Source organism: Streptomyces sp. NPDC014864, from assembly GCF_043081525.1.
Classification (GTDB): Bacteria; Actinomycetota; Actinomycetes; order Streptomycetales; family Streptomycetaceae; genus Streptomyces.
Genome location: NZ_JBIBWT010000015.1, coordinates 89,818 through 113,869, shown reverse-complemented (window position 1 = coordinate 113,869; position 24,052 = coordinate 89,818). Strand labels below are relative to the sequence as shown.

19 protein-coding genes and 1 pseudogene are annotated in these 24,052 nt (G+C 72.0%); 16 read left to right on the top strand and 4 right to left on the bottom strand.

Annotation, left to right across the window (positions count from 1 at the left end):
- Positions 1-6 precede the first annotated feature (6 nt).
- The 7 genes and pseudogenes from ACF1A5_RS25360 to ACF1A5_RS25330 all read left to right on the top strand — a co-directional run bounded on the left by ACF1A5_RS25360 (position 7) and on the right by ACF1A5_RS25330 (position 10,066).
- Positions 7-1,827, top strand: coding sequence for a DUF4192 family protein (locus ACF1A5_RS25360; protein ID WP_392195159.1), 1,821 nt, complete (start codon positions 7-9; stop codon positions 1,825-1,827).
- Positions 1,828-2,086: 259 nt separating this feature from the next.
- Positions 2,087-2,377, top strand: a pseudogene (locus tag ACF1A5_RS25355) (glycogen debranching protein); the annotation flags it as partial.
- Positions 2,378-2,518: 141 nt separating this feature from the next.
- Complete coding sequence (locus ACF1A5_RS25350) at positions 2,519-3,277, top strand: NUDIX domain-containing protein (RefSeq protein WP_067301855.1); 759 nt, start codon at positions 2,519-2,521, stop codon at positions 3,275-3,277.
- Positions 3,278-3,458: 181 nt separating this feature from the next.
- Positions 3,459-5,945 (top strand): ATP-binding cassette domain-containing protein, encoded by a 2,487-nt coding sequence (locus ACF1A5_RS25345; RefSeq protein ID WP_392195158.1) that lies wholly within the window; start codon positions 3,459-3,461, stop codon positions 5,943-5,945.
- 162 nt (positions 5,946-6,107) lie between these two features.
- On the top strand, positions 6,108-6,995 hold the full coding sequence (locus ACF1A5_RS25340) for a FadR/GntR family transcriptional regulator (protein ID WP_392195157.1): 888 nt from the start codon (positions 6,108-6,110) through the stop codon (positions 6,993-6,995).
- Positions 6,996-7,540: 545 nt separating this feature from the next.
- Positions 7,541-9,082 (top strand): RNA polymerase sigma factor, encoded by a 1,542-nt coding sequence (locus tag ACF1A5_RS25335; RefSeq protein WP_392195156.1) that lies wholly within the window; start codon positions 7,541-7,543, stop codon positions 9,080-9,082.
- 123 nt (positions 9,083-9,205) lie between these two features.
- Entirely contained in the window at positions 9,206-10,066 is an 861-nt protein-coding gene (locus ACF1A5_RS25330; RefSeq protein WP_392195155.1) for a S1 family peptidase, read from the top strand.
- Between the two features lie 141 nt (positions 10,067-10,207).
- Here ACF1A5_RS25330 and ACF1A5_RS25325 read toward each other — a convergent pair whose 3' ends face one another.
- Positions 10,208-10,438 carry a hypothetical protein gene (locus ACF1A5_RS25325; protein ID WP_392195154.1) on the bottom strand — a complete coding sequence of 77 codons (231 nt, stop codon included), beginning with the start codon at positions 10,436-10,438 and terminating at the stop codon, positions 10,208-10,210.
- A 439-nt stretch (positions 10,439-10,877) separates the two neighbouring features.
- Between ACF1A5_RS25325 and ACF1A5_RS25320 the strand changes: the two genes are divergently transcribed.
- From ACF1A5_RS25320 to ACF1A5_RS25295, 6 genes are all read left to right on the top strand, one after another.
- Positions 10,878-13,001 carry a type IIA DNA topoisomerase subunit B gene (locus ACF1A5_RS25320; protein WP_392195153.1) on the top strand — a complete coding sequence of 708 codons (2,124 nt, stop codon included), beginning with the start codon at positions 10,878-10,880 and terminating at the stop codon, positions 12,999-13,001.
- 243 nt (positions 13,002-13,244) lie between these two features.
- On the top strand, positions 13,245-13,823 hold the full coding sequence (locus ACF1A5_RS25315) for a DUF1453 domain-containing protein (RefSeq protein ID WP_392195152.1): 579 nt from the start codon (positions 13,245-13,247) through the stop codon (positions 13,821-13,823).
- Positions 13,820-14,971, top strand: coding sequence for a sensor histidine kinase (locus ACF1A5_RS25310; protein ID WP_392195151.1), 1,152 nt, complete (start codon positions 13,820-13,822; stop codon positions 14,969-14,971). The genes ACF1A5_RS25315 and ACF1A5_RS25310 overlap by 4 nt, the downstream gene beginning before the upstream one ends.
- Positions 14,968-15,660, top strand: coding sequence for a response regulator (locus ACF1A5_RS25305; protein ID WP_392195150.1), 693 nt, complete (start codon positions 14,968-14,970; stop codon positions 15,658-15,660). The genes ACF1A5_RS25310 and ACF1A5_RS25305 overlap by 4 nt, the downstream gene beginning before the upstream one ends.
- 60 nt (positions 15,661-15,720) lie before the next feature.
- Complete coding sequence (locus ACF1A5_RS25300) at positions 15,721-16,275, top strand: DUF485 domain-containing protein (protein ID WP_392195149.1); 555 nt, start codon at positions 15,721-15,723, stop codon at positions 16,273-16,275.
- Entirely contained in the window at positions 16,272-17,864 is a 1,593-nt protein-coding gene (locus tag ACF1A5_RS25295; RefSeq protein WP_392195148.1) for a cation acetate symporter, read from the top strand. Before ACF1A5_RS25300 ends, ACF1A5_RS25295 begins: the two co-directional genes overlap by 4 nt.
- Before the next feature lie 100 nt (positions 17,865-17,964).
- Here the strand turns inward: ACF1A5_RS25295 and ACF1A5_RS25290 are convergent, their stop codons facing one another.
- Complete coding sequence (locus ACF1A5_RS25290) at positions 17,965-18,657, bottom strand: response regulator (RefSeq protein WP_392195147.1); 693 nt, start codon at positions 18,655-18,657, stop codon at positions 17,965-17,967.
- A gap of 160 nt (positions 18,658-18,817) precedes the next feature.
- Here ACF1A5_RS25290 and ACF1A5_RS25285 point away from each other — a divergent pair, with 160 nt between their 5' ends.
- From ACF1A5_RS25285 to ACF1A5_RS25275, 3 genes are all read left to right on the top strand, one after another.
- Entirely contained in the window at positions 18,818-19,633 is an 816-nt protein-coding gene (locus ACF1A5_RS25285; RefSeq protein WP_392195146.1) for an ABC transporter ATP-binding protein, read from the top strand.
- On the top strand, positions 19,623-20,486 hold the full coding sequence (locus ACF1A5_RS25280) for an ABC transporter permease (protein WP_392195145.1): 864 nt from the start codon (positions 19,623-19,625) through the stop codon (positions 20,484-20,486). Before ACF1A5_RS25285 ends, ACF1A5_RS25280 begins: the two co-directional genes overlap by 11 nt.
- Before the next feature lie 79 nt (positions 20,487-20,565).
- Positions 20,566-21,627 (top strand): ABC transporter substrate-binding protein, encoded by a 1,062-nt coding sequence (locus ACF1A5_RS25275; RefSeq protein ID WP_392195144.1) that lies wholly within the window; start codon positions 20,566-20,568, stop codon positions 21,625-21,627.
- Between the two features lie 55 nt (positions 21,628-21,682).
- On the opposite strand, the gene ACF1A5_RS25270 is transcribed toward ACF1A5_RS25275, so the two are convergent.
- Complete coding sequence (locus ACF1A5_RS25270) at positions 21,683-22,363, bottom strand: response regulator (RefSeq protein WP_392195143.1); 681 nt, start codon at positions 22,361-22,363, stop codon at positions 21,683-21,685.
- Positions 22,360-24,039, bottom strand: coding sequence for an ATP-binding protein (locus tag ACF1A5_RS25265; protein ID WP_392195142.1), 1,680 nt, complete (start codon positions 24,037-24,039; stop codon positions 22,360-22,362). The genes ACF1A5_RS25270 and ACF1A5_RS25265 overlap by 4 nt, the downstream gene beginning before the upstream one ends.
- Positions 24,040-24,052 lie beyond the last annotated feature (13 nt).

Here is a 24,052-nt window from a genome sequence, read left to right as displayed (position 1 = left end):
CGGCGCATGACGAATCACAGCGAAACGACTGGATCCTCCGAAAGCGGAGACTTCGACACGGGCGCACACGGCTCGGGCGAATACGGCAAGGGCATGTCCTGCGACCGCAGGCACGGAGGGGACGGGCAAGCGGGCCCCGAGCTCGGCGGCGACAGCGCCTACGACGCCTTCACCGGCCCGGGGCCGGGCCAGGACCCGGAACATCAGGTCACCCTCCGCACCCCGGCCGAGCTCGCCGACGCCCTGCCCTACCTGCTCGGGTACCGCCCCGAGGACAGCATCGTCCTGGTCGCGCTGCACGACCGGGACGGACGCGGCCGGTTCGGTGGCCGGGCCAGGCTCGGCATTCCACCGGGCATGGACGACTGGCCGTCCGCCGCCCGGCAACTGGCCCACGGCCTGATCACGGGCAGTGAGCGCCGGGGTGGCAAGCCCGAGCAGATGGTCGCCTTCCTCTGCCAGGAGCCGGCGGCCGGTGAGTCGGGACGACAGGTCATGCGGCGGCTGGAGCCGCTCGCCCAGAGGCTGCGCACGGAATGCGGCCGCCATGACGTCCCCGTGATCGAGGCACTGTGCATCTCCGACGGCCGCTTCTGGTCGTACTGCTGTCCCTCCGAGGGGTGCTGCCCCGACGAGGGTCTGCCGATGGGACTGCCCGGTACCTCCGTACTGGCCGCCGCGGCGGCCTACGCCGGAATCCAGGTGCGGGGAAGCCTGCGGGAGATGCGGGCCAGACTGCTGCCCTGGGAGACCGCCGCGGCGCTGGACCAGGAGATCGCCCTCGACACCGCCGGTATGGACCTGGTGCCCCGGATCCTCGACGAGGTAAGCCGCGCGACGGTGGCCGAGCGGACGCTGGAACTGGCCGAACGCGTCGTGCGTCGGTTCGCCGAGGCGCCCTTCGTGCCCGGCAGCGCGCCGGCGGACCTGCGGGACGACGACCTGCTCGCCCACGAGGAAGCCGCGGCGCTGATCCTCGGCCTGCAGGACCGCGAGACGCGGGACCGTGCGGCCGAGTGGATGGAGGGCGACGAGGCCGGTCCGGCACTCCGGCTCTGGCGAGCCCTGGCCCGCCGCTGCGTCGGCCCCTACGGCGAGCACGCGGCCGCGCCGCTGACACTCGCGGGCTGGGTCGCCTGGTCCACCGGCGACGACCTCGAGGCGAGGGAGGCGCTGGCCATGGCACTGGGCGCGGACCCGGACTACCTCTTCGCCCGCCTTCTGCACCAGGCCTGCAACGAGGGGCTGGACCCGGAATCGGTCCGCCGCTGCCTGCGCGCGGAGCGTGACGGACGGGCGCGACCGAAGGCGGGGGGAGGCGATGTCCCTGAGGCGAGGGGAGTCCCTGAGACGGAAGGGGCCGTCGGGGCCGTCAGCGCAGTCGGCGAGGAGACGAACGAGGCGGCGCCTCCCGAGGTGAGCCCCACCGACGCCCGGGAGACGCACGGGGCCGCGCCCGACGGCCCGGCGGAGACCACCGCCCGGGAAGCCGGACCGGCCTCCGAGGGCGACACGGACACGTCGACACCCTCGGACGCGCGGGCCCCCAGCGGTTCCTGCCGCCCCCCGGCATCGGGGGAGGCGTCGTTGCGGCGCAGGCGCCGGACCAGGGCAGGCCGATCGGACGCGTCGCGCTCCGGCCGGGAGGACATGCGCCGGGGCGGGGACGGGAGGCGCCCGAGCGGGACGCGCCGGGCGGCCAGGACGCACCCCGCGCCGTCCCGGACCGACACCTTGCACCCGGACTCCTCACGGTCGGCAGACCGCCCGCGCCGGGGCGGCGCTGCAGAGGACGGCACCCCATGCCGAGGCACCGCGGCCGAGTAGCGCACCCGACGCCGAGGTACCGCGGCGGCCGGGAACGGCGCACCGCGCCGAGGTGCCGACAGCTCCCCCGGCCCGATCACGCGAGGCGATGCCCCCGACGGCACCCCATGAGCAGCAACCCCGGGCCGGGAACGGATCGCCGGCTCGACCAGGTGAGCGTGCCCCCTGCCCGGCGCACGCCGGGTCGGTCAGCCCCTCACCCCCGGCCCGCCCCCGGCCACCCTTCGGTCTGCTTTCCCGCTCACGGGCGTGACCCTGCGGGTACGGCAGGACGGTGGGGGGCCCGTCCGCGCCGTGGGCCGCGCGGCGACGAGCCCGCTCGCAGCCGAGGTCGGCGGCGGCCGGGGTGCTGCTGCCGACCGCGCTCGTGGGCGTCCGCCCCGACGCCCCGGCCCGGACGGTTGCGCTCCGGCCCCTGCGCTCCGCACCGCTCGGAGAGATCGGCCTCACGCGGCTGCGGGGCGCCGGCGCCCCCTTCTCCATACGGGTCAGCCGGCTCCGACTGGCCCTGGTCGAGGAGGCCCCCGGCGGACTGCGGCCGGGAGCGTGACCTCGGACGACGCGGCGCCGGACGACGGGAGGAGAGAACGTTTCGAGAGCCGTGAGAACCGTGACCGATCGAAACGGAGCAGTCATGGTCGCCCTTGACGGAGGGAGTGTTTATCGTCAGGCAGACGACTATGATCGCGGCATGCCCTACGACCCGTCAGCCTTTCCGCCTTTCGCCGTCACCGTGGACCTGGTCGTGCTGACCGTGCGCCGCCATGCCCTGTGCGCGCTGGCGGTGCGCAGGGGGGAGCCCCCCTTCCAGGGGCGGTGGGCGCTCCCCGGCGGCTTCGTACGGGCCGACGAGGACCTGTCGCAGGCCGCGGCGCGCGAGCTGGCCGAGGAGACCGGGCTGCGCGCCCACGACCCGTCGGTTCCCGCCCAGGACAACGGCGCCCACCTGGAGCAGCTCGCGACCTACGGTGATCCCAAGCGTGATCCCCGTATGCGCGTCGTCAGCGTCGCCCACCTGGCCCTCGCCCCCGACCTTCCCGCACCCCGGGCGGGCGGCGACGCCAGCAACGCGCGCTGGGCGCCCGTCGAGGAGCTGCTGCAGCAGGGCGGGTACGGCCGGGACGGCGAGCCGGTGGCTCCACTCGCCTTCGATCACGCCCAGATCCTCGCGGACGGGGTGGAACGCGCCCGCTCCAAGATCGAGTACTCGTCGCTGGCGACCGCGTTCTGCCCGCCCGAGTTCACCGTCGGCGAGCTCCGCCGGGTCTACGAGGCGGTGTGGGGTGTGGCGCTCGACCCGCGGAACTTCCACCGCAAGGTGACCGGCACGCCCGGGTTCCTGGTGCCGACCGGGGGCACCACCACCCGCCAGGGGGGCCGCCCGGCACAGCTCTTCCGGGCGGGCGGCGCCACCCTGCTCAACCCGCCCATGCTGCGCCCGGAGGTCTGACGCCGCGTCCCGTGGGGGAGGGTTCGGCACGGCGACTGGTCGGCCCGGGGCGGCCAGGGCCGATCTTTCTTGCGATTCCTTCCCGTGAACCGCCGACGCGGGACCGGGATGTGGCATGGGCGGAGGTCAACGCGCGTCGCGCTACCCGAAAAAACCGACATAACGCGCTATCTTGCTGCGGGTGATCCAGGCCTTCGGATTGACCAGCAACTCCCGCAAGGACCTTCCGCCCGCCGTCGACGACGTCTCCTTCGAAGCGCACGCGGGCCGTGTCACCGTGCTCCTCGGAACGCCGGGCGCGGGCAAGACCACGACGCTCAGACTCATGCTCGAACTCCAACGGGGCCGCGGCATCACCTACTTCAAGGGGCGCCCCCTGCACCGCATCGCCCACCCGTCACGCGAGGTCGGGGTCCTTCTGGGCGATGTCCCGGGCCACCCCGCCCGAACGGTCCGCGGTCACCTGCGCATGCTCTGCGCCGCGGCGGGCCTGCCGACGCGGCGTGCCGACGAAGTGCTGGAGGTCGTCGGGCTCGTCAGCCTGCGCGAAGAGCGGCTGGGCACCCTCTCGCGCGGTATGGACCGCCGCCTGGGCCTGGCCTGCGCCCTGCTCTCCGACCCGCACACGCTCGTGCTCGACGACCCGGCCGCCGGGCTCTCCCCCCGCGAAGCCCGCTGGTTCCACGGCATGCTCCGAGCCCACGCGACCCAGGGCGGCACGGTCCTGTACACCACGGCCGACTCCAAGGAGGCGGCGCGCACGGCCGACCGCGTCGTCACACTCGCCCGGGGGAGCCTGGTCGCCGACCAGGAGGCCGCCGACTTCGCCCGCACCCGGCTGCGCCCCCGGGTCGCAGTCCGCAGCCCGCACGCCACCCGCCTCGCGGCCGCCCTGACCAAGGAGGCCCGCACCGGCCGCCACTCCGTGGAGGTCGTACGGGAGGAGGGCAATCGTCTGTCCGTCTACGGCAGCACGTGCGCCGCCATCGGCGAGACGGCGTTCCGCCACGGCATCCTCATCCACCAACTGGCGGACGAAGTGGGGGACATGGGCCCAGGTGCCGATACGGCGCCCTCGGACGGCGCAGCGGCCCGCGGGGAGCTCCAGTCCTCGCCGACGCCGACGCCGACGGCCACCGGGCAGCGAAAGGCCCCCGTGAACGTCGTACCCGCCCCGGAGCAGCCGACCCCCCGGCGCTCTGCTGCCGAAGCGGGCACGCCGGTGACCGAGGACGCGTCCCCGGCCGCCGCCGCCCGCTCCGGCGACGAGGCCTCCCCGGCCCCCGCCGATCTGGCGTCCGTCGCCACTCACGCCGAGGGCGCGTCCGACAGGGCCGCTGCCGCCGGCGCGCCGGGGACAGCGCCGGCCCAGAGCGCCTGCTCCACGGCCCCCCTTCAGGACGTCTCCGCCGCGGACCGCTCCGAACACACCCCCGCGGCCCGTCGGCCCGCAGGTCCCTCCAGCGCCTCCCACCCCGCGGAAGCCCCTTCCGTGGGCACCCCCGCAGCCGTCCGTCCCCAGGACTCGTCCGCGACCGCCACGCCGGCGCAGTCATCGAAGCCTGGCCACCCCGGGCACTCACCCGCGGCCGGGCGTCCCGCGGGCTCGTCCGCGAGCGAGCGTGCCGTGAATTCGTCCGCGGCCGGGCATCCCGGGCGCGTGTCCGCGCACGCACCCGCGACCAAGCGCCCCGCGCCCCCCTCCGCTGTCGTGCGCCCCGGGAGCAAGGGCGATCCCGCCACGGCGCGGTCCACGGAAGGCGCGCCCACCACCCGCGGGGCCGACGGCGCGTCCGGCACGGCGTCCGGGCAGCCCTCGATTCCGACCCCGCGCCCGGCCGAGGCCGCAGCGTCCGCTCTCTCCTCCCCCCTGCCGCCTCCCATCGCCGTCCGGCCCGGTCCCCGCCCCCTGCGTCCCCTCCGCTACGAGTTGCGCCGCGCCGCCGGGATCAGCACGGGCTTCGTCATCGGTGCCGCCGCCCTCGTCACCTCCGCCCTCACGGCCCTGGTCCTGGGCCGACTCGGTCACACGCCCCAGCCGCGCCTGCTCGCCGCGTGGCCGCAGCAGTTCCCCCTGCCGCCCGCGGCGCTCGCCGCCGGCCTGCTGGGCGCCCTCTCCTTCGGCGACGAGTTCCGCCACCCCGCCCTCGCCGCCGACCGTGGCTCCGTGCCCCGCCGGCTGGGACTGCTCACCGCGAAACTCCTCGTCGCGGCCGCATCCGCGCTGCTGCTGGCCTTCCTCACGGTGGGCTGTGACGCCGAAGTGCTCTACCTCGTCTACGGACGGGAACTCACCCAGGTTCCCGGAGACTGGCTCTCCCCGGCGGTGAGTTGGGTCGGCCTCGTGGTCGGGTGCGCCTGGGCCGGCGTACTGGCCGCCGGTCTGTTCCGGTCCACCACGGCCGGGCTCGCCGCGGTGCTCGCCGTGCCGGTGCTCGCCGTGCCCCTGGTGGAGAAGGTCTTGGCGGGGGCCACGGCCCGGACCGCCGCCGGTTTCCCCCAGCGGCTTCGCGAATCGTTCCTGCTGCAGTGGCCCTTCGGAGGGGACCGCCTTGTTGCCGCTGCGGTCCAGGTGATCGCCCAACCTGTGGGCGGCGCACTGACGTTGTCGCTGGCCACGCTGTTGTGCGCCTACCTGCTGACGACCCTGCGAAGCAGGATCGGATGACCGCCCTGCGCGTCTTTTCGGTCGTCCCGCGGGCACAACTTCCCGAGGGGTGCTCATTTCTTTTCGATAAGGCGTCAATTGCGACGGAGTGAGCGATCACCCTTTCGTGTGCTTTTCACCAAAGACCTCAAGGGAGTTGGAGGCGGCGCCGACAAAGGATCCGTGAGTACCCTTGCGCACACCATGATGACCGCCGCCCGCTCCTCAGACTCCGGCCTCGTCGGCCCGGGCGGACTCGACCGCTACCCCTACGCCGAGGCGCCCGTCCCCGATCGCGTCGGCGCCCCCTCCTGGGAGGGGCCGGACCCGGAGCTGGGCCGGGTGGGCCGGCGTGCCACGGGCAGCCGCGGCCGCGGACTGCACGGCCAACTCGTCCAGCAGCTGGGTCAGATGATCGTTTCCGGGGACCTGGGCGCGGACCGCCCGCTCGTGCCCGAGGAGATCGGCCAGCGCTTCGAGGTCTCCCGCACCGTCGTCCGCGAGTCCCTCCGCGTGCTGGAGGCAAAGGGCCTGGTCAGCGCCCGCCCGAACGTGGGCACGCGGGTACGCCCGGTCAGCGACTGGAACCTGCTGGACCCCGACATCATCGAGTGGCGGGCCTTCGGGCCGCAGCGCGACGACCAGCGCCGCGAGCTCAGCGAGCTGCGCTGGACGATCGAGCCGCTCGCCGCGCGCCTCGCCGCCGGGCACGGGCGCGAGGACGTCCAGCAGCGCCTCGCCGACATGGTCGAGATCATGGGGCACGCCCTGGGGCAGGGCGACGCGCTCACGTTCTCCCGCGCGGACGCCGAGTTCCACACGCTGCTCATCCAGATCGCGGGCAACCGCATGCTGGAGCACCTCTCCGGCATCGTGTCCGCCGCCCTCCAGGTCTCCGGCGGCCCCGTCACGGGCTGCGAGCGGCCGAACGAGACCACTCTGGCGCAGCACGCGCGGATCGTCGACGCGCTCGCGACGGGCGACGGCGCGGCGGCGGAGGCCGCCATGCGCCAGTTGCTCACGGTGCACCCCGAGGTCGAGCGCGTCGTCCCCGCGCCGCGCGAGCACTGACCCGCGCGGAGACGACACGGCCGGGCTCTGCCGTCCTCTCGAGCGGACGGCACGGCCGGCTGCATCGTCCCCGCGGCCCCACCGAGGCGCCGGAGCGCCGCTCGCAGGACCTCGCCGAATCCTTTGTGCATCCGGCGAGGTCCGCGAGCGACGGTCGAGAGCGACCGGGCGGCGTGGCGATCGGCCGGGAACGAACGGCGCGTGTGCGGCGAGCGGCGCGGAAGCGGCTCGGCGGTGCGGCTCCCGTGGTGAAGTCCGCAGGTAGAGTCCGGTCAGCGACACAGGTGACCCCAATTGCCCACATCTGACCGTTCTTGAGTGCTTACGGGGTGTGACTCGGGCCACGCAGATTGGGCGTAACGCTCGTGGAGACAGCGCGATGACCTAAGAGGTGACAGCCGCGGAGGAATACGGACGCCGTTCACGGCGCTGTGCCTCTTCCCGGCCCCCGCCCGCGCCGTCGGCCCGTCCCCAGGCCGGTGGTCGGCTCCTGTCCGTCGTGGACGGGGCCGGAAGCCGTTTTCCAACGTTCCGAGAGGTTGTTCGTGTCGGCCAGCACATCCCGTACGCTCCCGCCGGAGATCGCCGAGTCCGTCTCTGTCATGGCGCTCATTGAGCGGGGAAAGGCTGAGGGGCAGATCGCCGGCGACGATGTGCGTCGGGCCTTCGAAGCTGACCAGATTCCGGCCACTCAGTGGAAGAACGTACTGCGCAGCCTCAACCAGATCCTCGAGGAAGAGGGTGTGACGCTGATGGTCAGTGCCGCGGAGCCCAACAAGCGCACCCGAAAGAGCGTCGCAGCGAAGAGTCCGGCCAAGCGCACCGCCACCAAGACGGTCGCGGCGAAGACGGTGGCCACCAGGAAGGCCACCGCCACCGCCACGCCGGCGGAGCCCGCCGCCGACGCGCCCGTCGAGGACGACGCCCCCAAGAAGGCCGCCGCCAAGAAGACGACCGCCGCCAAGAAGGCAGCGGCGAAGAAGACCACCGTCGCCAAGAAGACGGCGGCGAAGAAGACCACCGCCGCCAAGAAGGACGACGCGGAGCTCCTCGAAGAGGAGGCCCTCGAGGACGCCCCGAAGGCCGCTGACGAGCCCGAGGGTGCCGAGAGCGCCGGTTTCGTGCTCTCCGACGAGGACGAGGACGACGCCCCCGCCCAGCAGGTCGCCGCGGCCGGCGCCACCGCCGACCCGGTCAAGGACTACCTCAAGCAGATCGGCAAGGTCCCCCTGCTCAACGCCGAGCAGGAGGTCGAGCTCGCCAAGCGCATCGAGGCCGGCCTGTTCGCCGAGGACAAGCTGGCCAACGCCGACAAGCTCGCCCCCAAGCTCAAGCGCGAGCTGGAGATCATCGCCGAGGACGGCCGCCGCGCCAAGAACCACCTCCTGGAGGCCAACCTCCGTCTGGTGGTCTCCCTGGCCAAGCGCTACACCGGCCGCGGCATGCTCTTCCTGGACCTCATCCAGGAGGGCAACCTCGGTCTGATCCGCGCGGTCGAGAAGTTCGACTACACCAAGGGCTACAAGTTCTCCACGTACGCCACCTGGTGGATCCGCCAGGCGATCACCCGCGCCATGGCCGACCAGGCCCGCACCATCCGTATCCCGGTGCACATGGTCGAGGTCATCAACAAGCTCGCGCGCGTGCAGCGCCAGATGCTCCAGGACCTGGGTCGCGAGCCCACCCCGGAGGAGCTGGCCAAGGAACTCGACATGACCCCGGAGAAGGTCATCGAGGTCCAGAAGTACGGCCGCGAGCCCATCTCGCTGCACACCCCGCTGGGCGAGGACGGCGACAGCGAGTTCGGTGACCTCATCGAGGACTCCGAGGCGGTCGTCCCGGCCGACGCGGTCAGCTTCACACTGCTGCAGGAGCAGCTGCACTCGGTCCTCGACACCCTGTCCGAGCGCGAGGCGGGCGTCGTCTCCATGCGCTTCGGTCTCACCGACGGTCAGCCGAAGACCCTCGACGAGATCGGCAAGGTCTACGGTGTCACGCGTGAGCGCATCCGCCAGATCGAGTCCAAGACCATGTCGAAGCTGCGCCACCCGTCGCGTTCGCAGGTGCTGCGCGACTACCTCGACTAGGTCGCAGCCGTACGGCTCCGAAGGCCCGGTTCCCCTCAGGGGGCGCCGGGCCTTCGTGCTGCGGCCCGCGGCGCTCTGGATCACTCTGGGTGTTCGACGACTGCCCAGGAGTGAGGAGTGTGCATGCGAAGCCGTATTGCCCGGGCACTGGCCCGGCCGCTGGTCATGGCGGCAGCCACGGCCGCGATACCGCTGGTGAACGCCTCCCCGGCGGCCGCCGACGGCGTGGTCGTCGGCGGTACTCCCGTAGATGTGTCCGTGAGTCCGTGGGCGGTGGCGCTGTCCAGCCGTGACCGGTTCGGGGGTACCCGCGCCGGACAGTTCTGCGGAGGTGTGGCCATCGGTCGGGCCACCGTGCTGACGGCCGCCCACTGCATGGCCAAGGAGGCCGTCGGCGCGCCACCGACACCCGATCTGAAAGTCATCACAGGGCGTACGGATCTGCTCTCGGACGAGGGCAAGGAAGTCTCCGTACGCAGCGTCTGGATCAATCCGGGCTACGACGGTGCCACGAACGCCGGCGACTTCGCCGTGCTCTCCCTCGATGAGCCGCTGCCCCAGAGTTCGGTCATCGCGATGGCAGGCCCGGGCGACCCGGCGTACACACCGGGCACCGGGGCGGCGGTCTACGGCTGGGGGGACACCACCGGCAACGGGGCGTATCCACATACCCTGCACGCCGCCGGCGTGCACATCCTGCCCGACGCCCAGTGCCGACAGGCGTACCCGGGCGGTATCGACGGCACCTACCTGCCGCAGACCATGCTGTGCGCGGGGGAGAAGGAGGGGGGAAAGGACGCCTGCCAGGGGGACAGCGGCGGGCCGCTGGTCGCCGAGGGGCGGCTGGTGGGCCTCGTGTCCTGGGGGAGCGGCTGTGGGCGGCTGGGAAGCCCGGGGGTCTACACGCGCGTGTCCGAGGTCGTACGTACGCTGAGCGCGTTCACCGGCAAGAACAGGACGCCGCACGGATCCCGCCGGGGCTGACGGGGATCAGCGGGGCGCGACGGTGATCGACGGATCATGGACGCCCCGGGCGCGACGGCCACGTGGACGGGCGGCCGCTCCTGAGTGAGGAGTGGCCGCCCGTTCGCCGGCCTGGCCGGCGGTGGCTCGTCGTGCGAGATGTCAGCGCTCATCCTCGGACGCTGAAGCGGGAACGGTGGTGAGGCGCTCCGTCTCGTCCTGTATCTCAGCGGCGATCTTCTTGAGTTCCGGCTCGAACTTGCGACCGTGGTGGGCGCAGAAGAGCAGTTCGCCGCCGCTCGCCAGGACGACGCGCAGGTACGCCTGGGCGCCGCAACGGTCGCAGCGGTCAGCGGCCGTCAGCGGGCTCGCGGGGGTCAGAACAGTAGTCACGTCGCCTCTTCTCTAGCTCGACGAGCTGTCGTACCAGGGTCAACATCCAACCAGCCCCAAACGTTCCCGCTCGTGGCTTTTTCTCGAAAAACCCTTCCGAGACGTCGGCTGCTGCCGGTTTGGCGGCGAATGTGCCGTATTGCGTTTCTGTGTGTCTTACGGTTTCGCGCGGTCGGTCATGGATCGGTCCTCCCGGCCGGGTTGCCGGTTGTTCATGAGGACGTGCCCGGAGCCTAAATGGTTCATGCCTGGAAGGGAACGTGATTCGTGCTTCACTCCATCGAAGGATCGAACATCCATACGACTCTCTACTACTCTGGGTCTCAGCCGAGGGTTGCGTTGCAAGGGCTCTACCAGGCCTCGGTACCCTCTGAGCGGCTACCGATGCCGCGCCCTCACCCCGCAGGGCCCACTCGAAATTCAGCGAGGAGCGAACCGCGTGACCGCCGAGACGTCCGTGCCGTCCACAGCTCTGCTGGCAGGAGCAGACCGGGACGGTTCCAACTACACCGCGCGGCACCTGCTCGTCCTCGAGGGGCTCGAGGCCGTACGCAAGCGCCCGGGCATGTACATCGGCTCGACCGACAGCCGCGGTCTGATGCACTGCCTGTGGGAGATCATCGACAACTCCGTGGACGAGGCCCTGGGCGGCTACTGCGACCACATCGACGTGATCCTGCACGACGACGGCTCCGTCGAGGTGCGGGACAACGGCCGGGGCATCCCGGTCGACGTCGAGCCCAAGACCGGGATGTCCGGCGTCGAGGTCGTCATGACCAAGCTGCACGCGGGCGGCAAGTTCGGCGGCGGCTCGTACGCGGCCTCCGGCGGTCTGCACGGCGTCGGCGCCTCCGTGGTCAACGCCCTGTCCGCCCGCCTCGACGTCGAGGTGGACCGCGGCGGCCACACCCACGCCATCAGCTTCCGGCGCGGCGTCCCCGGCGCGTTCACCGGCAACGGGCCCGACGCCAGGTTCGAGGCCAAGGGGGGCCTGCGGAAGGCCAAGAAGATCCCCAAGACCCGTAACGGCACCCGGGTGCGCTACTGGGCCGACCGGCAGATCTTCCTCAAGGACGCCAAGCTCTCCCTGGAGAACCTGCACCAGCGAGCCCGCCAGACCGCCTTCCTGGTGCCGGGCCTGACCATCGTGGTCCGCGACGAGTACGGGCTGGGCGAGGGTGGCAGCAAGGGCGAGGAGTCCTTCCGCTACGACGGCGGCATCAGCGAGTTCTGCGAGTACCTGGCCAGTGACAGGCCCGTCTGCGACGTCCTCCGCTTCACCGGGCACGGCACCTTCAAGGAGACGGTCCCGGTCCTCGACGACCATGGCCAGATGACGCCCACCGAGGTCACCCGTGAGCTCGGCGTGGACGTCGCGCTGCGCTGGGGAACCGGCTACGAGACGACCCTCCGGTCCTTCGTCAACATCATCGCCACCCCCAAGGGAGGCACCCATGTCGCCGGCTTCGAGCAGGCCGTCGCCAAGACGATGAACGAGGTGCTGCGCGCCAAGAAGCTGCTGCGCGTCGCCGAGGACGACATCGTCAAGGACGACGCCCTCGAGGGCCTCACCGCGGTCGTCACGGTCCGCCTCGCCGAGCCGCAGTTCGAGGGCCAGACCAAGGAGGTCCTCGGCACCTCGGCGGCCCGCCGGATCGTGAACACCGTGATCAGCAGGGAACTCAAGGCGTTCCTGACCTCCACCAAGCGCGACGCGGCCCAGCAGGCCCGCGTGGTCATGGAGAAGGCCGTCGCCGCCGCCCGCACGCGCATCGCCGCTCGGCAGCACAAGGACGCACAGCGCCGCAAGACGGCCCTGGAGTCCTCCTCGCTGCCCGCCAAGCTCGCCGACTGCCGCAGCGACGACGTCGACCGCAGCGAGCTCTTCATCGTCGAGGGAGACTCGGCCCTCGGTACGGCGAAGCTCGCGCGGAACTCCGAGTTCCAGGCACTGCTGCCGATCCGCGGCAAGATCCTCAACGTCCAGAAGTCGTCCGTGACGGACATGCTGAAGAACGCCGAGTGCGGTGCGATCATCCAGGTGATAGGAGCGGGCTCCGGCCGGACCTTCGACCTGGACGCGGCCCGCTACGGCAAGATCATCATGATGACCGACGCCGATGTGGACGGCTCCCACATCCGCACCCTGCTGCTCACGCTCTTCCACCGCTACATGCGACCCATGGTCGAGGCGGGCCGGGTGTTCGCCGCGGTGCCGCCGCTGCACCGCGTCGAACTGATCCAGCCGAAGAAGGGCCAGGACAAGTACGTCTACACGTACTCGGACCGCGAGCTGCGCGACAAGCTGCTGGAGTTCCAGAGCAAGGGCATCCGCTACAAGGACTCGATCCAGCGGTACAAGGGCCTCGGTGAGATGGACGCCGACCAGCTGGCCGAGACGACCATGGACCCGCGCCACCGCACCCTGCGCCGGATCAACCTCTCCGACCTGGAGTCCGCGGAGCAGGTCTTCGACCTCCTGATGGGCAACGACGTGGCACCCCGCAAGGAGTTCATCGCGAGCTCGGCGGCGACGCTGGACCGCTCACGCATCGACGCGTAGCGGCTCCGCTCGGCGGGTGCGGGTGCGGGTGCGGGTGCGGGTGCGGGTGCGGGTGCGGGTGCCGGGGGAGTCTCCCTCCTCCGGCCTCCACCCGCGGGTGGAGAGGCGCGGTGTCTCGGGCTCCACCCGTGATCCACCCGTGGTCCACCCCGGCTCCGATCACGCGGCCCACCGATTTCCGTAGCGTCGAAGGCGTCGGCGGCACTCGGCCGTCGGCATCCCCTTCCGTTCACGGAGGCTCCGATGTCCGGGCTGGCCAACGCGCTGGTGATCGTGGTCGTCGCCGCCCTGGTGATCTCGCGGCAGTGCCGCGCCCGCCGATTCGACGCCGACCGGCGCTGGTGGCTCCTGCCCGCGATCCTCGCGGTCGTCGCGCTGCGCGGTCCCGGCATGCTCGACGTCCGCCACCGCACCGAGTCCGTCGCGCTCCTCGCCGCCGAGGTCGCCGTCGGCCTCGCCGTCGGCGTCGGCTGGGCCTGGACCACCCGTACATGGGTGGAGGCGGACGGCACCATATGGACCAGGAGCGGCAGGGCCGGCGCGGCCGTCTGGATCGCGGGCATCGCCGTGCGCGGTGGCCTCTTCGGACTCGGCGTGCTGCTGGGCGTGCGTCAGAACAGTTCCGCCGTGACCCTCGCCCTGGCGGGGACGCTGCTGGCCCGCTCCGCCGTCCTGGCCTTGCGAACACGGGCCCTCGCCAAGTCCGACCTCCGTGTCCCGTCCGCCCTCCGTGTCCCGTCCGCCCTCCGCGCCACGGCCGACGTCCGTACCGCGGCGTACCGTGACGGCATGCCGCGGCCCGCGTGGAAGGAGCGCGTGTGACGGAGAACGTCTGGACGCGCTGGCCCTCGCGCGAGGCGCTCGGACGCGCGGGGATCTCCCGGGCGCGGCGGTTCCTGGCGCTGTTCGCGAGGCTGCTGGTCCTGGGCATGTTGCTGTGGGGCGTCTTCACCGGAAGTCACGTCCACGGCTGGGCCGCGGCCGGGGCGGCGGCGGGCCTGCTGGCGGCCGCCCTGGCCTCCTGGGCCTTCTTCCGCACCACGCTCGCTCACCGACTCCGGCCGTCCCTCGCTCTGGTCGCGGTGCTCATGGCGATCGGGGTGGTGGCACAGGTGACCGGCTTCCGGGTGCCGGCTCTGGTCCTCTGGTGCGGCTGCGCCGTGGTCTCGCTGGAGCGGCTGCCCCTGGCCGCCGCCCTGCCGGTGGCGTCGGCAGCCCTCGCGACATACGCGGCGGTCGACAGCGACCCGTGGCTGACCACCGCCGCCACGACCGCGGGCCTGGCCCTGGCCGGATACGTCCTGCGTCTCGACGCGGAGGCTCAGGGGCAGGCCCAGCGGCTGCTCGTCCAGGAGCGGGCGGCGCGGGCCGCGGAGGCGGAGTCGGCGGCGCTGGCGGAGCGGGCCCGGATCGCCCGGGAGATCCACGACGTGCTCGCTCACAGCCTCTCGGCGCAGCTCGTGCACCTGGAGGCCGCCCGACTGCTGATCGAGCGGGGTGCCGACCGGGAGCAGATCCTCCAACGAGTGGTGGCGGCGCGGGGCATGGCGCGCGACGGCCTCTCCGAGACCCGGCAGGCGCTGTCCGCCCTGCGCGGGGAGCTGACCCCGCTGGAGGACTTCCTCAACGGGCTCGTGGGGATGAACGACGGTGCCGATGTCACCGTCACGGGTGAACGCAGACCGCTGCCGGCCGAGGCCTCGCAGACCGTGCGCAGGGTCGCCCAGGAGGCGCTGACCAACGCCCGCAAGCACGCCCCGGGCGCCCGGGTCCGGGTGCGGCTGGACTACGGCGAGCACCAAGTCACCCTCGCCGTGCGGGACACGGGCGGCACGCCGGGGGAACTGACCGGATCCGGAGGGGGGTACGGTCTGCTGGGCATGCGGGAGCGTGCCGAGCTGCTGGGCGGCTCGCTGGAGGCAGGGCCGCACGAGGAGGGTTTCGCGGTGACGCTGAAGGTGCCGGTATGACGGAGGAGCCCGGGGAGAGGACCGCGCGGGTCGTCGTGGCGGACGACCAGACCGTCGTCCGGGAGGGCATCGTGATGCTGCTCGGGCTGCTGCCCGGGATCGAGGTCGTCGGGTCAGCGGGCGACGGGGACGAGGCGGTGGAGCTCGTCGCCGAGCTGGCCCCGGACGTGGTCCTGATGGACCTGCGCATGCCCCGCTGCGACGGAGTGGAGGCCACCCGGCGGATCCGCTCGGAACATCCGGGGACGCAGGTGGTGATCCTCACGACGTTCGCGGACGACGACTCCCTGTTCCCCGCTCTCGCAGCGGGAGCCCGCGGCTACCTCACCAAGGACGCCGGCGGGGACGAGATCGTCCGGGCCGTGCAGAGCGTGCTGTCCGGGGACGCCGGACTGTCACCCGGCATCCAGCGGCGCCTGCTGGAGCGTCTGGCCGAGGCGCAGCCCCCGCCCGCCGTCCCGGCCGCGGCGCCGGACGGACTCACCGTGCGGGAGACCGAAGTGCTGGAGCTCATCGCCGACGGCCTGAGCAACCAGGAGATCGCCCGCCGACTGCACGTCTCGACCGCCACCGTGAAGACCCACATCAACAACCTGTTCGCCAAGACGGGCCTCAAGGACCGTGCGCAGGCGGTGCGGTACGCCTATGCGAAGGGCCTGGTCCGGCCACCGACCCGGCCGATCACCTAATGGGGTGAAGAGGACGGCGAAGAGAAGTCGGGGATCTTCCCGTTCTGTCCATCCTTGGACATGCAGTCAAGCAATGGTCGTTCCCGCGGTGGCGGTGAAGGTCCCGAGAACGTGGTCGAGAGCCACGGGGGCCAGGATTCGTCATCCGGAGACATGAGGTATCGGGACCCCTGGTACGACGCGCTGGCCTCCGGGTGGGGTGAGGGGGACGGAGTGCCCGTCCCGGCCGCACCGGTGCCGGGGGCGCGCCGGGAGGATCAGTGCGGCGGCGCCGTCGGCGCGGCGGCCGTCGTCTATCTCGAGGTGCAGCGCAGCGCGGCGTTCCGGGAGGTGCGCGGCCGGTACCGGAGGTTCGTGGTGCCCGCGGTCGCGGTCTTCCTCACCTGGTACGTGGGGTACGTGGTGACGGCGACGGCGGCGCCCGGTCTCATGGCGCGACCGGTGCTGGGCGCGGTGAACGTGGGGATGCTGGCGGGGCTCGGCCAGTTCCTCAGCACGTTCCTCCTCACCTGGGCCTACGCGCGGCACGCGCGGCTGCGCCGGGACCGGGCCGCGCTGGAACTGCGCTGGGACACCCAGGAACTGACGCGTGGTGTGCGGGGCGGGGTCTCGTGACGGACAACCATCAGACCCTGGCGCTCCTGCTGTTCAGCACGTTCGTCGCCGTCACGCTGGGGATCACGACCTGGGTGAGCCGTCACCGGCACGGGTCGGCGGAGGAGTTCTACGCGGGCGGCCGGCTCTTCTCGCCCATGGAAAATGGTTTTGCCATCGCCGGCGACTACATGTCGGCGGCGTCCTTCCTGGGTGTCGCCGGTCTCATCGCACTGTTCGGCTACGACGGGATGCTGTACGTGGTGGGCTTCCTCGTGGCCTGGCTGGTCGTGCTGTTCCTGGTCGCCGAACTGGTGCGCAACTGCGGGCGGTTCACCCTGGCCGACGTCATCGCGGCCCGGATGAGCGAGCGGCCGGTGCGGATCGCGGCCGGAACCTCGTCGGTCACCGTGTCCGTTCTGTATCTGGTGGCGCAGATGGTGGGCGCGGGCAGCCTGGTGGCGCTGCTCCTCGGGCGCACCGGCCAGGGGGCGCAGGCCTGGACGGTCATCGGCGTCGGAGCCCTGATGGTGGTCTACGTGTCGTTCGGAGGGATGCGGGCCACCACCTGGATCCAGATCGTCAAGGCGGTCCTGCTGCTCGGCGGCACCGTCGTGCTGACCGTGCTCGTCCTGGTCCGGTTCCACGGCGACATCGACCGCCTGCTGCTCACCGCCGCCGAGCGCAGCGGCCACGGGGACGCCTTCCTGGCCCCCGGCCTGAAGTACGGCGGCGACTGGACGGCCCGCCTGGACTTCATCAGTCTCGGACTTGCCCTGGTGCTGGGCACGGGCGGACTGCCGCACATCCTGTCCCGGTTCTACACGGTGCCGACGGCGCGGGCCGCCCGCCGGTCGGTCATCTGGTCGATCGGACTCATCGGAGGCTTCTACCTGATGACGATCGTCCTCGGCTTCGGGGCGGCCGCGATCGTCGGCCCCGCGGCCGTGCGGGGCTCCAACACGGCCGGGAACACCGCGGTTCCGTTGCTCGCCCTCGACCTCGGTGGCGGCGCGGACTCCACGGGGGGCACGGTGCTGTTCGCGGTGGTGGCCGCCGTCGCCTTCGCCACGATCCTCGCCGTGGTCGCCGGGATCACTCTCGCCTCCTCGGCGTCGGTGGCCCACGACCTGTACGCCTCCCTGCGCCGCCGGGGCGCCCGGCAGCGCAGCGAGGTCGCCGTGGCGCGGGTCGCCGCGGTCGGTGTCGGCGTGGTCGCGATCGGGCTCGGTCTGCTCGCCCGCGATCTGAACGTCGCCTTTCTGGTGGGCCTCGCCTTCGCCGTCGCCGCCTCCGCGAACCTGCCCGTGCTGCTCTACTCGCTGTTCTGGCGGGGCTTCACGACGCGCGGCGCCGTATGGGCCGTGTACGGCGGGCTGGTGCCGGCGCTGGTGCTCGTCGTGCTGTCGCCGGTGGTGTCCGGCAGTCCCGACTCGCTGTTCCCGGGGGTCGACTTCCAGTACTTCCCGCTGCAGAACCCGGGCATCGTCTCCGTCCCGCTGGGCTTCCTCGCCGGCTGGCTGGGCACCGTCACCTCCGCCGAACTGCCGGACGAGGCCAAGCACGCGGAGACGGAGGTGCGGTCGCTGACCGGCGCGGGAGCCGTGTAGACGCCGTCTCCGACGGATCAAGGGCGCGGGAAGGCGCTGAAAGCGCCTTGATCAGGCCCGGTGAGCCGGTGGCGTCCCGTCGTGGTGTCCGGGTGCCGGGTTACGGCGCCACCCACGCGTACCGGTGTTCGGGGCGGCCCGTGTCGCCGTATCTGAGGGAGAGGCGCAGACGTCCGGCCTGTTCCAGGTGGCGGAGGTAGCGCTGGGCCGTGGAGCGGCTCAGGCCGGTCTCCGCGGCCACCTCGTGCGCCGACAGGGGTCCGCCGGCCCGGTGCAGGACGCCGCAGATCAGATCCGTGGTCGGCTCCGAGTGACCGCTGGGCAGGCCCGGGGAGGACGGCGCGGGGCCGGTGCGCAGGGCACCGAAGATCCGGTCCACCTGTTCCTGCCCGGCCACCCCCCGGCCGCCGACGCGGTCGACGGTGCGGCGCAGGGCCGCGTAGGAGTCCAGGCGGGTGCGCAGCGCGGCGAAGGTGAAGGGTTTGACCAGGTAGTGCAGCGCGCCCAGGCGCATCGCCTGCTGCACGGTCGCCACGTCGCCTGCCGCGGTGATCATGATGACGTCGGCGCCATGGCCCTGTTCCCGCAGGTGATGGACGAGTTGCAGACCCGTCCGGTCGGGCAGGTAGTGGTCGAGCAGGACCAGGTCGATGCCGCCGCGCTGGACGGCGGTCAGGGCCTGCGCGGCACTGTGTGCGCGGGCGGTCACCCGGAAACCGGGAACCTTTCCCACGTACTTGGCGTTGATCTCGGCGACACGGAAGTCGTCGTCGACCACCAGGACGTCAATCATCGGGCCTCTCTCCCTCAAGGCCTTGGCGAGCGTCGAGCCCGTGTTCGGCTCCGTTGTTGTAGCGCGAGCAAAACGAGCACAACAGGTGCTTGCGAGCAAAAGAACGGCTTGCGCCCAGAAGACTGCTGCTGTGGCCCGCACCACACCTACCGTCCCGGCCATGAGCGCAGACACCAGCCCCGCCATCGAACTGCGGGGCGCCAGCAAGACGTTCAGGACCCCGTCAGGGGGCCTGCACACGGCCGTCAGGGGCCTCGACCTCACCGTGGCACGCGGTGAGTTCGTGGCCGTCGTCGGCCCCACCGGTTGCGGCAAGTCGACCACGCTGACCCTGGTCAGCGGCCTGGAGGAGCCCAGCGAGGGCGAGGTGCTGGTCGCCGGCACACCGGTTCGCGGTGTCGGCGACAAGGTCGGGTTCGTCTTCCAGCAGGACGCCACCTTCCCCTGGCGGACCGTGCTGTCCAACGTGATGGCCGGCCCGCGTTTCCGCGGTGTACCGAAGGCGGAGGCGAAGGAGAAGGCGCGCGCCTGGCTGGCCCGGGTCGGCCTCGGCGCCTTCGAGGACCGCTACCCGCATCAGCTCTCCGGCGGCCAGCGCAAGCGCGTCGCCCTCGCCGCCACCTTCGTCAACGACCCCGAGATCCTGCTGATGGACGAGCCGTTCTCGGCTCTCGACGTGCAGACCCGGGCGCTGATGTCGGACGAGCTGCTGGAGCTGTGGGAGGGCACCGGCGCCTCGGTCGTCTTCGTCACCCACGACCTGGAGGAGTCCATCGCGCTGGCCGACAAGGTCGTCGTGATGACCGCCGGTCCCGCGACGGTGAAGCACGTCTTCGACATCGACCTGCCCCGGCCGCGCAAGGTCGAGGAGGTGCGGCTGGAGCCGCGGTTCATCGAGATCTACCGCGAGATCTGGGAGTCCCTCGGCGAAGAGGTCCGCATCACCCGTGAGAGGGGTGCCGCCCATGTCGCCTGAGGTCCTCACCACGCCCGTCGTCGACACGGCCAAGACGCCGGACCGCGCGCACTCCCGGGCCCGCGCCGCGCGCCGCCGCAGGGCGATCGTGACCACCATGCGGGTCCTGCTCCTGGTCGGCGTGCTCGGCCTGTGGGAGGCGCTCTCCCGGGCCAAGATCATCGACCCGTTCAACTTCTCGATGCCCTCGAAGATCTGGGACCAGATCTGGACCTGGGTCACCCACGGCACGGCGCTCGGCTCGCTGGGCGAGCAGATCTGGTACACCCTGCACGAGGCGCTCCTCGGCTGGCTTTTCGGCGTCGTGGCCGGTGTGGTCCTCGGCATCGCGCTCGGCCGCGTCGCCTTCCTCGCCGATGTCCTCGGCCCCTACATCAAGGTGCTCAACTCCATACCGAGGATCGTGCTCGCCCCGATCTTCGTGATCTGGTTCGGGCTGGGACCGGCCTCCAAGGTCGCCTCCGCCGTGGTCCTGGTCTTCTTCCCGGTGTTCTTCAACGCCTTCCAGGGCGCCCGGGAGGTCGACCGCAACCTGGTCGCCAACGCTCGGATCCTCGGTGCCGGCGACCGCAGGGTGACCCTTCAGGTCGTCGTCCCGTCCGCCACCTCCTGGATCTTCACCAGCCTCCACGTCAGCTTCGGCTTCGCCCTCATCGGCGCGATCGTCGGAGAGTACATCGGCGCGACCAAGGGCATCGGCCTGCTCGTCGCGCAGTCCCAGGGCACGTTCAACGCGGCCGGTGTGTACGCCGCGATGGTGATCCTCGCCGTGGTCGCCCTCTTCGCCGAAGGGCTGCTCACCTTCGCCGAGCGCCGCATCTTCCGCTGGAAGCCCGCCGGCTCCGGGGACTGAACGAACCCCTCCCGTACCGCAGTTCGCATCATCAGCGTTTCTCCCGCCCGCACCGCCTCTCACAAGGACGTGAACTCCCATGCGCAAGAACGCCAGACTCGCCGCGTCGGCCGCCGCCGGCCTGCTCGCCCTCACCTCCCTCACCGCCTGCGCCAACGACGCGGCCAGTTCGACGTCCGACTCCGGCAGCGGCTCGGGCGGCGGCAAGGGCGAGCACGTCAAGATCATGGTCGGGGGCCTGGACAAGGTCATCTACCTGCCCGCGATGCTCACCCAGCGGCTCGGCTACTTCTCCGCGGAGGGCCTGGACGTCCAGCTGCTGAGCGAGCCCGCCGGCGTCCAGGCCGAGACCGCGCTCGTCTCCGGCCAGGTCCAGGGCGCCGTCGGCTTCTACGACCACACCCTCGACCTGCAGGTGAAGGGGAAGTCGGTCGAGTCCGTCGTCCAGTTCTCCCACGCGCCCGGCGAGGTCGAGGTCGTCTCCAACAAGGCGGCGGGCGCGATCACTTCGCCCAAGGACTTCAAGGGGAAGAAGCTGGGCGTCACCGGCCTCGGCTCCTCGACCGACTTCCTCACCAAGTACCTCGCGGTCAAGAACGGGGTCAAGGTCAGCGAGTTCACCCCGGTGGCCGTCGGCGCCGGACCGACCTTCATCTCCGCGCTCCAGAAGGGCGCCATCGACGGCGGTATGACCACCGACCCGACCGTCGCGACGATCCTGGACAAGAAGGCGGGGAAGGTCCTCGTCGACATGCGGACGCCCGAGGGTTCGCAGCAGGCACTCGGTGGGCCGTACCCGTCGTCAAGCCTGTACATGCAGACGGACTGGGTCAACAGCCACAAGGACACCGTCCAGAAGCTGGTCAATGCGTTCGTCAAGACGCTCACGTGGATGTCCACGCACAGCGCCTCGGAGATCGCCGCCAAGATGCCCGCCGACTACTCCCAGGGCGACAAGGCGCTCTACGCCCAGGCGATCAAGAGCACGCTGCCGATGTTCACCAAGGACGGCATCATGCCGGCCGACGGACCGCAGACGGTCGAGAAGGTCCTCAAGGCGTTCAACCCGAACATCAAGAACGCCAAGATCGACCTCGGCAAGACGTACACGACGGAGTTCGCCGAGAAGGCCGCGGGCTGACATCCGTATGCAAGGGGGGCACGGTCCCTTCCCCCCGCCCCCACGGGCCGTGCCCTCAGGCGCGGGTCGCCCACACGTAACGGTGTTCCGGGCGGCCCGCGTCGCCGTACTTCAGGGTCAGCCGTGCCCGCCCCGTACGCTCCAGCAGTTTCAGATAACGCTGCGCGGTCTGCCGGCTCACCCCGGTCCGCTCCGCGATCTCCTGGGCGGACACCGGCACGGGCGCGCTCATCAAGGACCTGCGGACGAGTTCGGCGGTGGCGGGGGAGTGCCCCTTGGGCAGTCCGGGCTCCGGCGCGGCGGACAGCGTCCCGAAGATCCGGTCCACCTGCGCCTGTTCGGCCTCGCCGCCGCCGTCCAGGGTGCGCCGCAGCCGGGCGTACGCCTCCAGCTTGGCCCGCAGACCCGCGAAGGCGAACGGCTTGACCAGGTACTGCAGGGCTCCGTGCCGCATCGCCGCCTGCACGGTCGCCAGGTCCCGGGCCGCCGTCACCATGATCACGTCGAGCACGTGACCGCGCCGGCGCATCTCCTGGACCACCGCCAGGCCCGTCCCGTCGGGCAGGTAGTGGTCCATGAGCACCAGGTCCACCCGTGGCAGCGTCTCCAGCAGGCACAGCGCCTCGGCCGCGCCGTGCGCCTCGCCCGCCACGTGGAAGCCGGGCACCTTCTCGACATAGGCCGCGTGCACCCGCGCCACCCGGGTGTCGTCGTCCACGACCAGGACCTCGATCATCGCGGCTCCTCCCCGGCGGCACTGCCGGCCGCGCCCTCGGCGGCGGCCGGCGCCGGTTCAGGGCCCGGCTCGGCGAGTGCCTCGGGCAGGACGACCGTGAACCGCGCGCCGCCGCCGTCCGCCTCGTCCACCGACACGCTCCCGCCCTGCCGCTCGGCGAGCCTGCGCACCAGGGAGAGGCCGATGCCCCGCTTGCCGTGCGCCGGCGGCTGCTTGGTCGACCAGCCCTCCGTGAAGATCAACTCGCGCTGGTCCGCGGGAACGCCGGGCCCCGTGTCGCACACCCGGAGGACGGCGGTGCGTCCCTCGGCGCGCAGTTCGACCTCCACGCGCGCGTGCGGTGTGGCGGCGACCGCGTCGAGCGCGTTGTCCACCAGGTTGCCGACGACCGTCACCAGCCCCCCGGGATCGACCAGCCGGTCCGGCAGCCGGGTCCGGTCCGACACCCACAGCGCGACCCCGCGCTCGGCGGCGACGGTCGCCTTGCCGACCAGCAGGGCGGCGAGCAGCGGGTCCTGGATCTTCTCGGTGACCTGTTCCGACGTGGCCCGGTGGTCGCCGACCACCTCCCCGACGAACTCGACGGCGTCGTCGTACATCTCCAGTTCCAGCAGCCCGAGCAGGGTGTGCATCCGGTTGGCGTGCTCGTGGTCCTGGGCGCGCAGGGCGTCGATCAGGCCGCGTGTGGAGTCCAGTTCGCGGCCCAGCTGCTCCAGTTCGGTGCGGTCGCGCAGGGTCGCCACGGCGCCACCGTCACCGGTGGGCATGCGGTTGGCGACGAGGACGCGCTGCCCGCGCACGGTGAGCAGGTCGGTGCCCGTCACCCGGCCCGCCAGGACGTCGGTCGTGCGGCCCGCGCCGAGGGCCTCGTCGAGGGACCGGCCGACCGCCTCGTCGCCGATGCCGAGCAGCCGTCGCGCCTCGTCGTTGAGCAGCCGGACGCGGCCGGTGCGGTCCAGCGCCACGACACCCTCGCGGATCCCGTGCAGCATCGCCTCGCGCTCCGCGAGCAGCGCCGCGATGTCCGAGAAGGCCAGGTCCCGCGTCTGGCGCTGGACCCGGCGGGAGATCAGCCAGGCGGCCAGCGCGCCGACGGCCAGGGCGCCGCCCGCGTACGCCAGCAGGCCCGGGATGGCATGGAGCAGCCTGGCCCGGACGCTGTCGTACGCGATGCCGACGGAGACGGCCCCGACGATGCCGTGGTCGGCGCCGTACAGCGGCACCTTGCCGCGGGCGGAGCGGGCGAGCGTGCCCTTGTCGATCTCCATGACCTCCCGGCCGGCCAGCGCCTCCGTGGGGTCGGTCGACACGGGCCGGCCGATCCGCCGCGGGTCGGTGTGCGACCAGCGCACGCCCCGCCAGTCCATCACGACGATGTACTCCGCCCGCGTGGCCAGCCGGATCCGCTCCGCCGCCCGCTGCACGGGCCCGTCAGCCGTCGGGGCGGTGTTCTGCACGTCCCGCGCGATCTCGGGGTCCTGGGCGACGGTCCGCGCGATGGCGAGTGCGCGGCGCATCGCCTGGTCGTCCAGCTGATGGCTGAGCGGCGCGAGGAACAGCCCGGTCGCCAGCACCGCCACTCCCGCGGCGATCGCCAGCTGCATCAGCAGCACCTGCGAGAACACCCGCCGGGGCAGGCCGAGGCGCCGGCGGCGTGCGGGGGGAGGGGTGCTCATGCCCATGACGGTA